Here is a 14,412-nt window from a genome sequence, read left to right as displayed (position 1 = left end):
GAGAACCAATAGAGTTTAAAGTTTTGGTAAGGTAAGGCGATTAACGATTTTTTTCAATGGCATGAAGTGCCATCCGTCTCGCTTTTCTATCTACCGTCAGGACATCATCAATTGATGACATTGATTGATGGTCAAATTGTGACAAAGTTTCTTCCACAAGGGCAGGAATATCAAGAAAACCAATTTGACGTTTGAGAAAGGCGCTGACAGCTTCTTCATTAGCTGCGTTCAGTACGCAAGGGGCTGACTTTCCAGCTTGTAGAGCTTCTCGCGCAAGGCGTAAAGCGGGGAAACGTTCAGTGTCGGGGCGTTCGAAGTTGAGCTGCGAAATTTCAGCAAGGTCCAACTTCGGAGAAGGTGCCGCCATGCGTTCTGGCCAAGCTAAGGCATATGCAATCGGTGTTCGCATGTCAGGCGAGCCTAACTGAGCAAGGACAGAACCATCAACGTAAGAGACCATGGAATGAATGACGGACTGTGGGTGTACCAATATCTCGATATTTCGTTCTTCGACGGGGAAGAGGTGGTAGGCTTCAATCAGCTCTAGCCCTTTATTCATCATGCTGGCTGAGTCGACAGAAATTTTTGCCCCCATGCTCCAATTCGGATGGGCAACGGCTTGCTCCGGCGTTACGATTTGCATGTCGTCGAGCGAGAAAGTTCTAAAGGGCCCACCGGATGCTGTAAGGATGATTTTTTCGATACTGTCTGGTTTATTAAAGTCTAGAACCTGAAAGATCGCATTATGTTCAGAGTCTACAGGGAGAAGTGTCGCGCCATGCTGGGTCACGCACTCCATCATCAAATCGCCTGCACATACAAGACTTTCCTTGTTGGCAAGGCCGACAGTTGCGCCACGTTTCACCGCTTCGAGTGTCGGGGCGAGACCTGCGGCCCCCACGATAGAGGCCATGACCCATTCGGCATTGCGTTGTGCTGCTTCGATAACGGCAGATTCCCCTGCCCCGATCTCAATATTCAGGCCAGACAGCTCTTCTTTAAGAGCTGTATAATTCTTCGGGTCAGCGACGCAGACAAATTCGGGTTGAAGTAGACGCGCTTGTTCAGCCAACAGTTTGACATTTGAATTACCGGTTAATGCAACGACGTCAAACTTATTAGGGGTGCGTAAAAGCAGATCAACCGTACTGGTACCAATTGAACCAGTTGATCCAAGAATACTGACTTTTTTAGGTGCTGTTGAATGACTTAAAACCATGTCAGTAAGTGTCCATTGGTCGCAATAATGAGCGCGGCAAGTAAAACGGAGGCAGACATCATACCATCAAGACGGTCCAAAATTCCGCCATGTCCAGGAATAATCTGGCTCGAATCTTTGACACCAAAGCGGCGTTTAACGTGGGACTCAAATAGATCACCCATTTGGGCAACAACGGCCAATACTGTGCTCAAGATTGCAATAAGTAAGGATTTTTCCCATTCAAAGACCGTGGCAAAGATAAAACCTGTGAGGAAAGCAGATGTCATGCCACCAAGCAAGCCGGCCCACGTTTTTTTAGGGCTAATCCGCGGCGCTAGTTTTGGGCCACCAATCGTAATACCAGCAGCATAGGCGCCTGTGTCCGTCGCGACAACCAGGCATGCGAGCCAGAAGACAAAACTTAAGCCAATATCACCCGTAGATCTGAGAAACAGAAAAGCGCAGATTGGTAGGGCGAGGTAGAGACTGCCGATGGCAAACCAAATGCGCCCTTGTTTATGCAGGCTGAGGGCGAAGAGAACTGTACAGAGTATTGGCGCTATCAGCAGTGCTTCTTCTATCGGTATCCCGAGGAACGGTAGAACGGCAATGCCACCGCAAAAGGTCGATAACAGGATGCCAGGAAATTTAAATTCACCAAGGCACATCTTTGACCACTCCCACCCCATCAGGAGGCCAAAAAGAGCAATCATAAAATTGAAATACGGTGCACCATGGTAGATAGCCAGATATGCCGGACCGGCAATGATCAGTGCAGAAATGATTCTTAAAAACAGTCCGTTTGTTTTTTTAACAGTCACTGATCATTCCATATCGTCTGTCGCGACTTGAGAGCTCTTTTAGTGAGGTTTCAAGATGCTTTTTTTCAAAATCTGGCCAAAGTACGTCTAGGAATACAAATTCGGTGTAAGCCAATTGCCACAAAAGAAAATTACTGATCCGTTGTTCACCGCTGGTGCGGATCAATAAGTCTGGGTCCGGCATTCCTTTGGTGAACAACCTGTTCGCAAAGGAATTTTCGTTAATATCTTGTGGTGCGATGAGGCCAGCTTGCACATCATATGCTAGGTCGCGCGCGGCATTCACGATCTCAGCGCGCCCCCCATAACTCAGAGCTATGGTTAGTTGCAGAGCCGTGTTCTGGGCAGTAAGCTTTTCGGAGGCTTCAATATCCTGAATGATATCGTCAGATAGCTTATTGCGTTCGCCTATAAAGCGAACGGAGATATTTTCCTTATGAAGACGTATAACTTCATTTTTAAGATAATAGCGTAATAGCCCCATGAGGTCATTAACTTCATCTTGCGGGCGCTTCCAATTTTCGGATGAAAAACCGAAAAGGGTCAAATGGGTAACGCCGAGCTCAACAGCGCCTTCAATGCAACGACGCACTGCGTCTGCGCCCTTCTTGTGGCCGGCAGTGCGCGGTAGAAAGCGTTTTTTAGCCCAACGCCCGTTGCCATCCATAATGATGGCAACGTGCAAGGTATGTGGGGTGTTATTGTCTTGAGAAGTCATACTGTGCATGCGAGTTAGACTTGCATGATCTCTTCTTCTTTGTGGGCCAAAGTTTCATCAACTTTCTTGATGGCCGCATCAGTTTCTACTTGAATTTCTTTTGCAAAATCACGGTGTTCATCTTCGGTAATCGAACCGTCTTTCTCGAGTTTTTTCAGTTCATCATTGCCGGCACGACGCACGTTGCGGATGGCAATGCGTGTATCTTCGGCGTATTTCCCTGCAATCTTCACCAATTCCTTACGGCGTTCTTCATTAAGTGGCGGGATCGGAACGCGGATCAAGGTGCCATCAGACTGTGGGTTTAGGCCGAGACCTGATTCACGGATCGCTTTCTCAACCATTTTCACGTTGCCTTTGTCCCAGACTTGTACTGAGAGCATACGAGGTTCCGGAACACCAACGGTGCCGACTTGGTTCAGGGGCATCTTTGCACCATAAACATCGATCAGAATTGGGTCCAGCAAGCTTGTAGATGCGCGCCCTGTACGAAGGCCGGAAAATTCATTATGGAGAACCTCTACAGCTTTATCCATTTTGCTGTGGAGTTCTTTTTTGATGGAATTGAAATTTACGTCAGACACTTGTCTTCCCCTCTTTTAATTCTTGATAACCGTGAAGAGTCCTTGGCCATTGATAACATTGGCAAAAGAGTCCGGTTTGTGCATTGAAAATACGACGATCGGTAAGTTGTTTTCGCGCGCGAGTGTGATCGCGGCTGCGTCCATGACTTTGAGATCCTTGGTCAGAACATCTCGGTACGTCAATGTATCGTAGCGTTCTGCATTTGGGTCTTTTTTAGGATCGGCCGAGTATACACCGTCAACCTGTGTCCCTTTGAGGATGGCATCGCAATTCATTTCGACTGCGCGCAGGGCTGCGGCTGTATCTGTTGTAAAGAACGGGTTACCTGTACCGGCAGCAAAAATAACGATCCGGCCTTTTTCCATATGGCGGATTGCACGTCGGCGGATATAAGGCTCGCAAACGCTTTGCATTGGAATGGCCGACTGGACCCGGGTTTGGACGCCTTGACGTTCCAAAGCACTTTGCATGGCCAGAGCATTCATGACGGTTGCAAGCATACCCATATGGTCTGCACTGGTTCTATCAATACCCGCAGCAGCATCGGAAATGCCGCGAAAGATATTCCCGCCCCCAATGACGAGGCAGACTTGTGCGCCAAGGTCGTGAACTTTTTTAACTTCACTGGCGATTTGATCAACATATTCGGTATCTAAGCCGAATTGTTTTTTCCCCATAAGGCCTTCACCGGAAAGCTTTAAAAGGACGCGTTTAAATACGGGAGTATCAGACATAAGTTTGGGCCGTTCTTACCATGTTTGGATGGAGTGCTAGAAATACCCTGCCCCTGATGAAGAATCAACGGCTGTTTGTCTAACTGGTTAAAAAAAACAAACGGCGGCATGGATATAAACCATACCGCCGTTTGAATGTATCTTTAAAAAAGAACCGGCTTTGCTTATGCGCCTGCAGCAGCAGCTACTTCAGCAGCAAAATCGTCTTCTTTCTTTTCGATACCTTCGCCAAGTTCAAAGCGAACATAGCCAGTGACAGTGATGTCAGTGCCGAGTTCTTTACCAAGAGCTTCCGCAGCTTTACCAACTGTTGTGTCCGGATCGATTACGAACGCTTGTTCCAGCAGGCAGTTCTCTTCGTAGAACTTGCGCATACGGCCTTCAACCATCTTGATGGCGATCTCTTCCGGTTTGCCAGCTTCTTTAGCTTGTTCGATCAGAACTGTGCGCTCACGCTCTACATCTTCCGGGTTTACGCTGTTGCGGTCCAGAGAAAGCGGGTTAGTCGCAGCGATGTGCATAGCGATCTGCTTGCCAAGGCCGTTCAGCTTGTCTTTATCACCAGTAGATTCCAGTGCAACCAGAACGCCGATTTTACCAAGGCCTTCGCCTGTTGCGTTGTGGATGTAAGAGGCAACAACACCGTTGGAAACAGACAGTTTTTCCATACGACGCATGTTCATGTTTTCACCGATTGTACCAACCAGTTCAGTCAGGGTCTCTTCACAAGACTTTTCAGAACCCGGGTATTTCGCAGCTTTCAACGCATCAAAGTCAGCAACTTCGATTGCGACACCTGCAGTGTTTTTCACGTAAGTCTGGAATTGGTCGTTTTTGGCAACGAAGTCTGTTTCAGAGTTAACTTCGATAACGGCAGCAGAGTTTTCACCTGTGGAAACAGCAACAAGACCTTCAGCAGCAACACGGCCAGCTTTCTTAGCAGCAGAAGCCAAGCCTTTTTGGCGAAGCCAATCTTGTGCGGCTTGGATATCGCCGTCTGTTTCGTTCAATGCTTTTTTGCAGTCCATCATGCCTGCGCCGGATGTTTCGCGCAGTTCCTTTACGAGCGCAGCAGTAATCTGGGCCATAGGATCCTCATTTTCTCTAAAAAAACTATATGCTTTTACACATTTAGTGTGTCAAAGCGATGACAGTGGAGACAAAAAAGTCCCCACTGTCGCTAAATACTTATGCTTCTGCAGCAGCCGGTGCTTCGGCTTCAGCTTCCGGCAGGTTCTCTACCGGTGCTTCTTCTTGTGCACCTACGTCGATACCTGCAGCGGACATTTGGCTTTGGATGCCGTCAAGAACGGAACCAGCAAACAGGTCGCAGTACAGTTTCAGAGCGCGGATGGAATCATCGTTACCCGGCACCGGATGCGTGATGTTCAGCGGGCTGCTGTTGGAGTCGAGGATCGCAATAACGGGAATACCAAGGTTTTTGGCTTCGTTGATTGCAATCGCTTCTTTTTGTGTGTCGAAAACGACCATTACGTCAGGCAGGCCGCCCATTTCTTTGATCCCGCCAAGGGTGCGCTCAAGTTTTTCGCACTCACGTGTCAGGTTCAGCTGTTCTTTTTTAGTCAGACCAGCCATGTCGCCAGCAAGCTGAGCTTCCAGCTCTTTCAGGCGTTTGATGGAACCGGAAACAGTTTTCCAGTTTGTCAGCATGCCGCCCAACCAACGGTGGTTGACGTAGTACTGACCGCATTTGCCTGCAGATTCTGCAACAACTTCAGAAGCTTGACGTTTTGTACCAACGAACAGAACGCGACCACCAGCAGCAACTTTGTCACGGATTTGAACCATTGCTTGGTGAAGCAGCGGAACTGTTTGTGCAAGGTCGATGATGTGAATGCCATTGCGGACACCAAAGAGATATTGATCCATCTTTGGGTTCCAGCGGCGAGTGTTGTGTCCGAAGTGGACACCAGCTTCCAGAAGCTGGCGCATAGTAAAGGTTGGCAGTGCCATCTTATAAATCCTTTTCCGGTTGATCCTCCGTAGGGGGTGATGGTTCATTTAAGAACACCGGATCGAGTCATGGGATGTCTCCCCATGGGCCCGTAAATCCCTACGTGTGAAGTTAAGGCGCGCTTGATAAGCTTTATTGGCTCAAAAAGCAAGTGAAAAATAATAATCGCCGAGCAGACAGCGCATTAGACTTCCTGTACGTCTGCAATGCCGGGTACGGCTTTTACTGCTTGCAGCAGGCTTGGGGTGATTCTGTAGCCTTGATTAAGATGTACTTCCGCTTCGGTTGTCGCATCCACACGGGCCATAATGAGTACGTTCCCCCTGCCCTTGCCTTCGCGTTCCAGAAGCTCTTTCATTAGCGGGACGGCGCTTTGATCTTCGATGTAAACCTTTAGGCCAGCAGAGGCGCGTGCGGCTTTTACATCCAGCAGCTCGATGCCGTTTGCGATAAAGCGGACGCTTTCCTCTTCAAATTGCGCCGCCGCCATAATAAAGACCGACTGTCCGGGTTCCAGATAATCGCGCGAAACAGACAGGGCTTCAGAAAAGACCGCAATCTCAAAGGCTGCGGTGGCGTCTGACAATTGAACAAAGGCAAAGCGATTGCCTTTTTGTGAAATCTTTTCTCGTTTGCTGATGACGGTGCCGGCCATCTTAACGGGCCCGGAGATGCCGCCTTGGAAAATTTCCGTATAAGTCTTAACACCAATCCGTTTAAGTGTTGTCTTGTAGGCGTCCAACGGGTGGGCTGATAGGTAAAAGCCGATAGCGGAGGCTTCTTCGCGCAATCGGTCCATCAATGGCCAGTCTGGTACATTGGGGAGTTGAGCTGCTTTTTTTGCAGCCGTATCATCGGCCCCGAACATACCAATCTGGTCTGAGTTTCTTTCTTCCGCAGCAAGGTTGGAATGTTTGATCAGCGTCTCAATTCCGTCGAACACTTGTCGGCGGTTGCTGTTAATGTTGTCAAACGCGCCTGCGCGGACGAGGTTTTCCATGATCCGCTTGTTGATGCTTTTATTGTCTACGCGGTTTGCGAAATCAAACGGATCTTTGTAGGGGCCATTTTTATCACGCTCTGCAACCAGAGAGACCATGGCGGCGTCGCCCACATTTCGAATGGCAGATAAAGCGTATCGCACTGCTTTTATGGTGCCGCCGATCTCTTCGTTCGGATGTGGGATTTCTTCTACACTGAAGATGACTTGAGACTTGTTGATGTCCGGTTGCAGTAGTGGAATTTTAAGTTTGTCGAGTTCTTGTCTGAAGCTGTTCAGTTTATCTGTGTTGTTCAAGTCAAGCGACATGATGCCCGCCATAAATTCGGCAGGATAGTTGGCTTTTAGATAAGCCGTTTGATAAGCAACGTAAGCATAGGCCGCTGCGTGGGATTTGTTGAAGCCGTAGGATGCAAACTTTGCCATGATGTCGAAGACTTCGCTGGCTTTCTTTTGGGGAACGCCTCGTTCAACGGAACCGTCAACGAACAATTTTCGCTGTTTTTCCATTTCCTCAGCGATTTTTTTACCCATCGCACGACGTAGCAAATCCGCACCACCAAGGCTGTAGCCCGCCATGACCTGCGCGATCTGCATGACCTGTTCCTGATAGATCATAATCCCGTAGGTTTCTTTCAGGATGGGTTCGATCGTCGGGTAAAGGTAGTCTGGTTCTTCCTGACCGTGTTTCCGCTTAATGTAGCTGGGGATGTTATCCATCGGCCCCGGTCGGTACAGGGCCACGACCGCGATCAAGTCTTCAAGACGGTTAGGTTTCATGGAACGCAGGACGCCACGCATCCCTTCGGATTCCAACTGGAAGACGCCCCCGCCTTCCCCGCGACCCAACATTTCGTAAGTCGGTTTGTCATCTAGCGGGATTTGTGAGATATCAAGCGGTGTTTCACGCTTGGCATTAATGAATTTGAGGGCAGTAGAGATAACTGTCAGGGTTTTCAGGCCCAAAAAGTCAAATTTCACGAGGCCTGCTTGCTCAACAAATTTCATGTTGAACTGGGTGACGGGCATGTCGGATTTCGGGTCTCGGTATAGGGGAACCAGCTTATCAAGTGGTCGATCCCCGATCACAACCCCCGCCGCATGGGTGGAGGCATGACGGAACAAGCCTTCCAGCTTTTTCGCAATGCCAACCATGCGCTTGACGGTGTCGTCGTCTTCAACTTCCTGCTTAAATTCGGGGATGGCTTCTAACGCTTCGGAAACGGTCATGGCTTTGCCGGGATCGTTTGGCACATACTTACAGATACGGTCAACCTGACCAAAAGGCATCTGCAAGACGCGACCTGTATCGCGCAAAACCGCGCGGGCCTGTAATTTACCAAAGGTAATGATCTGGGCGACGTGATCGTAACCGTATTTATCCTGAACGTACTTGATGACTTCTTCGCGTCGATCCTGACAGAAATCGATATCGAAGTCAGGCATGGACACACGTTCCGGGTTGAGGAAGCGTTCGAAGAGGAGTTGATATTTAAGCGGGTCAAGGTCGGTAATCGTCAGAGCGTAGGCGACAAGTGAGCCCGCACCGGAACCACGGCCCGGCCCGACGGGAATGTCATGTTCTTTGCCCCACTGGATGAAGTCGGCAACGATGAGGAAGTAGCCGGGGAAACCCATCTGGTTGATGATCCCCAGTTCGTAATCCAGACGCTCCCAGTATGGTTTGGCAATGGCGTCGCGTTCTTCCGGTGTCATTCCCTCCTTGAATTCATCCTTTTCAAGGCGACGTTTAAGGCCGTCTTCAGACATTTTGCGAAGTTCGTCGGCCTCGTTTCGCCCTTCCCCACAGTCAAACGGCGGCAGGATCGGGTCAATGTTTTGGACCTTTTGAGCACAGCGTTGTGCAATAATCAGTGTGTTGTCGCACGCTTCGGGAATGTCTTTGAACAGCTCGCGCATTTCTGCGGGCGACTTTAGGTAATGTTCTGGCGTTAGCTTGCGTCGGTCCGTCTGATCCACGTAGCTTCCGGCTGCAATACAGATCAGGGCGTCGTGGGCCTCAAACATATCTTTTGTGGGGAAGAAGGCTTCGTTTGTCGCAACGAGTGGAATGTCCAGTTTGTAGGCTAGATCAATCATATCGGGTTCGATCTGATTTTGCTCAGGCATATTATGGCGCTGAAGTTCTACGTAAACTCTACCAGGTAGTGCGCTGTTAATTTTAGATAAAACTGATTCTGCTTTTTCTTTTTCGCCTTCCAGAAGCAGGTTCCCGATCGGCCCTTTGTGGCCGCCGGTTAGCAAGATCAGCCCTTCATTGTTATCTAGCACATCATCTAGTGGTACCTGTGGATCGAGGCCTTCGGGGGAGTTCAGGAAGGCGCGGCTGACGAGCTTCATCAGGTTGAGGTATCCGGCCTCATTTTGACTAAGGAGTACAATTTGATCTGGTTCTGCGGGGCCAACCTGACGGCCCTTCATCCCCTTGTTTTCTGTATTGCTTGCTTGAGCAACAATGGAAAGCTGGCAGCCGATAATAGGTTGAATACCTGCACCAGACATGGTTTGTGAAAATTCCAAACCGCCAAACATATTGTTGGTGTCGGTCATGGCGATCGCAGGCATATTCTCGCTCTCGACCCATTTGGGGAGCTCTTTTATTCGGATGGCACCTTCGGAGAGGGAGTAGGCAGTATGAATACGAAGATGAACAAAATCAGCGAGTTGCATTTTAGTTTTTCTTGTTAAGGGATGAAGTTTTGGTGCACACTGTACCTTAATCCTGTTTCTCGGTTCAAGGAAGCAGTTTATTTTTCATCAACATATGGCAGGCTTGGTCTAACTCTATGAATTTATGGAGAAAAATAACCTTTCCCCGGCAATCTATACAGAATGTCCTTTTTATCGGGTTTGGTGGATTGATTCTGTTGGCAGTCGCTGTTGTTTTATACTTGGGTCTAAGCTCAACGGCACGTTTAACCAAAGACTACCACCATATGCTGATCGAAACTGTTTTGGACAAGATGCAAAGCAAGGTCGAGAAACTGTTGGTGCCGGTTGAATATCAGGCATCATGGTTTAGTGATCAGGTCGAGAATGGAAAGCTGGATGTTGATAACTATGAACAGGTTGAGGTTTTTTTAAGAGGTATTTTGGGGGCGACGCCCAATGTGACGGGGGCCGGCATTCAATACCCTGATGGATATGCCCGTTTTATTCTCAGGAAAACGAATGAATGGCTTGTTGAAAAACAGGTAAGTGATGAAAACAATACCCGTTTGTTTGAGGTTATGAACGGAGTTAAGCCTTTTGTCTGGGGGGAGCTTTTTTATTATGAGGCTTTGGAACAAACCGTCATTGATGTCCGTGCCCCACTTTATCAGGATGGGGAGCTAAAAGCGGTCTTGTTTATCGGGGTGACCGTTGCGGAACTGTCAAAGCAGATTTTAGAAACCTCCAAAGACCGGTTTTTAACACCGTTTATCCTGTATGGGGATGATCATATCCTTGCCCACCCGTTATTGATTAGTGGACGCACGATCACACTGGAGCAATCAAAGAAAGCGGACTGGGTTGAGGGGAAAGGTGAAATTCCGTTACCTCGTGTAAGTGAGTTTTTTGATACCAAATTGATTAAACTGCGCAGTCGGGATGTGCAGCCTGCAAGATTGATTGCTCCCTTTGAAGATGTGGATGTTAATGTCGCGCGCATTGATGACGACATGCACCTTGTCGCAACGCGTAAGCTGACCCGGTTCGGGCGCATACCGTGGATCACAGGGGTTTATATCAATGCGGAAAAATCTGACGTTACGGCGACGACCCAATTGTTTGAAATGGCGGGTGCGGGTTTTGTTGTTCTGATTATCTCGGTGATTCTATCGGTTAAGGTGGGGCGTAAAATTGCGCGTCCCATTATTCGGCTTGCTGAAACGGCGATCTGGATTAGAAAAGGTTTGATGAATCCGATTAGCCCCCTTCCGCGTAGCCGTTTAAAAGAGCTAGATCAAGCGGCTTTGGCCGTCAATGATATGATTGAGGGACTGCGGGAACGGGACATGATCCGGGAAGTGTTCGGGCGATATGTCCCAGAGTCCATCGCTGCTTCTCTAATGCACGAAAATGGCGAGTTGAAACCGATTTCGACGCAGGCGACCATCTTGTTTTCTGATATTGCAGGATTTACAAAACTGACGGAAGAGGTCGGGCCGGAACGCATCGTCTCTGTCCTGAATTGTTATTTTAGCGAGGTGGTAGACATTCTGGAACGTCATGGTGGTGTGGTGACACAGTTTCAGGGGGATGCGGTCTTGGCGACCTTCAACGTCCCTATTCAATCCGAACATCATGCAGAGAATGCTTTGAATGCAGCAATTGAAATTCAGGACCTGTTGCATCATAAAAAATTCGATGGCATTTCCTTGAAAGGCCGGATCGGGTTGAACACGGGCAATGTTGTTGCTGGTGCTGTCGGGGCGAAAGGACGTCTGACCTATACAGTACATGGGGATACAGTAAATCTGGCGGCGCGTATTGAGAACCTAAACAAGCAATTTGGTACAGATATTTTGATTTCTGAAGACACGGCGAAATTGATTAAGCATATTGAGTTGGAGAGTATTGGTTCAACCGATGTGCGTGGACGCTCTGCCTCTGTTCATCTGTATGTCATTAAGCGTTAACTTGTAGTTTCGATCTAAATGCATTAATAGTAAGCATTAATTTTTTAAAGGTGCTTTTGTTAATGGCATTGAATTCGGGTATTAAACAGTTTCTCGGCTTATTTTTAGGGGCATTGCGAGATCTGGCACCCATTATTTTGGTTATCGCCTTTTTTCAGATTGTGGTGTTACAGCAACCCTTTCCTAACCTGGATAAAGTGATACCGGGTTTATTTTTGGTGGTGTTAGGCCTTGCCTTGTTTATCCAAGGGCTTGAAATGGGTCTTTTCCCGCTGGGGGAAAGCATGGCAAATGCCTTTGCCCGAAAAGGAAGCCTGATCGCTCTTTTCTCTTTTGCTTTTTGTTTGGGGTTTGGAACCACGGTTGCGGAACCTGCCTTGATCGCGGTCGCGGCAGAAGCTGCGGAAATTGCCGCAAAAGGAGGCCAAATCCCCGAAACAGTTGAGGCTCAAGGGGCCTATGCGTTCGAATTGCGTATGGTTGTTGCCCTGTCGGTGGGATTTGCCATTGTTTTGGGTGTCTTTCGTATTTTGAAGGGCTGGCCTATCCAGTATTTTATTATTGGGGGCTATGTCCTTGTGATCATCATTACAAATTTTGCACCGCCGGAGATCGTGGGGATTGCCTATGATAGTGGTGGGGTCACAACCTCTACAGTTACCGTGCCTTTGGTAACGGCGTTAGGGGTTGGCCTTGCGCATACCATCAAGGGACGTAACCCGATGATTGACGGGTTTGGTCTGATCGCCTTCGCCAGTTTGACGCCTATGATTTTTGTTCTGCTGTTCGGCATGGTGATGTGATGCTGGATTGGGTGTTCGATATTTTTCGTGCGGCAATCTCGACAGGTCGGGATGTTCTGCCAATTCTCGCCATTTTGTTGGGATTTCAGTTTCTGATCATTCGCAAGCGCGTGCCGAACTTTAAAAAAATCCTGATCGGGTTTGTTTATGTTCTGCTGGGGCTGACGTTATTTTTGGTCGGGTTGGAACAAGCCTTGTTCCCGCTTGGGGAAACGATGGCGACGCAACTGTCGGACCCAAAATTTCTGTCCGGTGGCGAAGAAGGTGTGATACTGGAATGGCATGACTATTATTGGGTTTACTTGTTTGCCGCTGCGATCGGTTTTTCAACAACGGTTGCAGAACCTTCCTTGATAGCGGTGGCGCTGAAGGCGGAAGAAATTTCAAGCGGTAAGATCAGTGCCAGGGGATTGCGGGCAGCTGTCGCGCTTGGTGTCGCAATTGGTGTGGCGCTTGGGGCATTCAGGATTGTGACCGGGACATCCCTGCCCGTTTATATTATGGTCGGGTATGTCATTGTGATCATACAAACTTTTTTTGCAGCCAAGACAATCATTCCGCTTGCATACGATAGCGGCGGCGTGACAACATCTACGGTGACCGTGCCAGTGGTTGCCGCGCTTGGGCTTGGGTTGGCATCCACCGTACCGGGGCGTAGCCCGTTGCTGGACGGCTTTGGCCTGATCGCTTTTGCGAGTGTGTTTCCAATTATGTCTGTTTTAGCTTACGCTTTACTTGCCGAGTGGATGGCAAAACGTGCAAAGGCGAAAACGGAACTCTCTTCATCTCGGAGGAAATCATGAATTTAAAACTGATCGTTGCCATGGTTGACGATAGCTTGACAGACGTTGTGACCGAAGCGGCGCGCGAAGCCGGTGCGACGGGGGCAACAACCATCAGTTCCGTTCGTGGCGAAGGCCTAACCCCTGAAAAAGGGTTTATGGGTCTAGAGCTGACGTCAAATCGCGATGTCATCTTGTTTTTGGTGGCAGGCACATCAGCGCGACGGATTTTGGAACATATTTGCGAAGCAGGTGGCTTTGATAAAAATCAGGGCGCCGGTCTGGCTTTCCAAATTGATATTGAAGATGCCGTGGGGCTGAACACTCAATTGCCTAAAATTATGGAAGAAATAGCAGGTGAAGTATGACTGAGAAAAAATTCGTGCGTGTAAGCGATGTGATGACGCCAGAGGTTAAAACAATCGGTCGCGTGGCATCGGTTGCTGAGGCTATTGAGGTGATCCGCAGTGCAAATGTGGCCTCGCTTGTCGTAGAACGAAATGACGAGAGTGATGAGTTTGGCGTCTTGACCATTCGCGATATCGCCCGCGAGGTTGTGGCGACGGATCGTGCGGCAGAACGCACCAGTGTTTATGAGATCATGACCAAGCCCGTTTTGACAGTCGCTGCGGAAATGAACATTAAATATGCTGTGCGTTTGTTGGTGCGCTACAGCCTGTCTCGTGCGCTAGTGGTTGATCATGAACGCAACCCCGTTGGGATCGTAACGTTGCGCGATATGGTTTTGGGCTATGAAGATAGTTGAACTACCTCGGATAATGTATAAAAAAAACGGCCCAGCATGTGCGGGCCGTTTCAGATTGCTGACAAAGGTCTCGCCTTGGCGAGGCCTTTGTGATTCAATGAGGAATGCTTAAAAAACGCGGTCCTCAACAAACGGAACTTGAGATGGTCAGTCTGGATAGTCTGGTTCCGTCCAACCATCTTTTGCGCAAAATTGATGCGCATATTGATTTCAGTTTCATTCACGACAAAGTGGCGCCTTTATATTGCGCCGATAATGGTCGACCTCCGCTTGATCCGACTATGTTGTTTAAGGCTTTACTGGTCGGTTATCTCTTTGGCATTCGCTCCGAGCGTCAGTTGGTGCGCGAGATTGAGGTCAATGTGGCCTATCGCTGGTTTCTGG

At 48.7% G+C, this 14,412-nt stretch carries 14 protein-coding genes; 6 read left to right on the top strand and 8 right to left on the bottom strand.

The window, feature by feature from the left end:
* Positions 1 to 40: 40 nt before the first annotated feature.
* From Q397_RS0106040 to dnaE, 8 genes are all read right to left on the bottom strand, one after another.
* A complete protein-coding gene (locus Q397_RS0106040; RefSeq protein WP_028878639.1) occupies positions 41 to 1,219 on the bottom strand; it encodes a 1-deoxy-D-xylulose-5-phosphate reductoisomerase in 1,179 nt (392 codons plus the stop codon).
* Positions 1,210 to 2,022, bottom strand: coding sequence for a phosphatidate cytidylyltransferase (locus Q397_RS0106035; RefSeq protein ID WP_028878638.1), 813 nt, complete (start codon positions 2,020 to 2,022; stop codon positions 1,210 to 1,212). The genes Q397_RS0106040 and Q397_RS0106035 overlap by 10 nt, the downstream gene beginning before the upstream one ends.
* Complete coding sequence (locus Q397_RS0106030; protein WP_028878637.1) at positions 2,012 to 2,749, bottom strand: isoprenyl transferase; 738 nt, start codon at positions 2,747 to 2,749, stop codon at positions 2,012 to 2,014. Before Q397_RS0106030 ends, Q397_RS0106035 begins: the two co-directional genes overlap by 11 nt.
* 5 nt (positions 2,750 to 2,754) lie before the next feature.
* The gene (frr, locus tag Q397_RS0106025; RefSeq protein ID WP_417782623.1) at positions 2,755 to 3,276 is read right to left on the bottom strand and encodes a ribosome recycling factor; all 522 of its coding nucleotides are present in this window, start codon (positions 3,274 to 3,276) and stop codon (positions 2,755 to 2,757) included.
* A gap of 63 nt (positions 3,277 to 3,339) precedes the next feature.
* Positions 3,340 to 4,059, bottom strand: a complete 720-nt coding sequence (gene pyrH / locus Q397_RS0106020) for a UMP kinase (protein ID WP_028878635.1) — start codon at positions 4,057 to 4,059, stop codon at positions 3,340 to 3,342.
* 164 nt (positions 4,060 to 4,223) lie between these two features.
* Positions 4,224 to 5,147, bottom strand: coding sequence for a translation elongation factor Ts (gene tsf, locus Q397_RS0106015; RefSeq protein ID WP_028878634.1), 924 nt, complete (start codon positions 5,145 to 5,147; stop codon positions 4,224 to 4,226).
* Positions 5,148 to 5,247: 100 nt separating this feature from the next.
* Positions 5,248 to 6,033, bottom strand: a complete 786-nt coding sequence (gene rpsB / locus Q397_RS0106010; RefSeq protein WP_038012940.1) for a 30S ribosomal protein S2 — start codon at positions 6,031 to 6,033, stop codon at positions 5,248 to 5,250.
* Positions 6,034 to 6,218: 185 nt separating this feature from the next.
* Positions 6,219 to 9,725, bottom strand: coding sequence for a DNA polymerase III subunit alpha (gene dnaE / locus Q397_RS0106005; RefSeq protein ID WP_028878632.1), 3,507 nt, complete (start codon positions 9,723 to 9,725; stop codon positions 6,219 to 6,221).
* Between the two features lie 197 nt (positions 9,726 to 9,922).
* Here dnaE and Q397_RS0106000 point away from each other — a divergent pair, with 197 nt between their 5' ends.
* From Q397_RS0106000 to Q397_RS21335, 6 genes are all read left to right on the top strand, one after another.
* The gene (locus Q397_RS0106000) at positions 9,923 to 11,677 is read left to right on the top strand and encodes an adenylate/guanylate cyclase domain-containing protein (RefSeq protein WP_169737978.1); all 1,755 of its coding nucleotides are present in this window, start codon (positions 9,923 to 9,925) and stop codon (positions 11,675 to 11,677) included.
* Between the two features lie 62 nt (positions 11,678 to 11,739).
* Positions 11,740 to 12,480 (top strand): DUF1538 domain-containing protein, encoded by a 741-nt coding sequence (locus tag Q397_RS0105995; RefSeq protein ID WP_038012939.1) that lies wholly within the window; start codon positions 11,740 to 11,742, stop codon positions 12,478 to 12,480.
* A complete protein-coding gene (locus Q397_RS0105990) occupies positions 12,480 to 13,283 on the top strand; it encodes a DUF1538 domain-containing protein (protein WP_051609767.1) in 804 nt (267 codons plus the stop codon). Before Q397_RS0105995 ends, Q397_RS0105990 begins: the two co-directional genes overlap by 1 nt.
* The gene (locus Q397_RS0105985) at positions 13,280 to 13,630 is read left to right on the top strand and encodes a P-II family nitrogen regulator (RefSeq protein ID WP_028878628.1); all 351 of its coding nucleotides are present in this window, start codon (positions 13,280 to 13,282) and stop codon (positions 13,628 to 13,630) included. Before Q397_RS0105990 ends, Q397_RS0105985 begins: the two co-directional genes overlap by 4 nt.
* The gene (locus Q397_RS0105980) at positions 13,627 to 14,028 is read left to right on the top strand and encodes a CBS domain-containing protein (RefSeq protein WP_028878627.1); all 402 of its coding nucleotides are present in this window, start codon (positions 13,627 to 13,629) and stop codon (positions 14,026 to 14,028) included. The genes Q397_RS0105985 and Q397_RS0105980 overlap by 4 nt, the downstream gene beginning before the upstream one ends.
* A gap of 104 nt (positions 14,029 to 14,132) precedes the next feature.
* Positions 14,133 to 14,412: transposase (locus Q397_RS21335; RefSeq protein ID WP_028880740.1), on the top strand; the 280-nt coding region annotated here is incomplete at its 3' end.

This window comes from Terasakiella pusilla DSM 6293 (assembly GCF_000688235.1).
GTDB lineage: Bacteria > Pseudomonadota > Alphaproteobacteria > Rhodospirillales > Terasakiellaceae > Terasakiella > Terasakiella pusilla.
The sequence above is the reverse complement of the archived record's forward strand: the minus strand, read 5'-3'. Positions and strand labels throughout refer to the sequence as shown.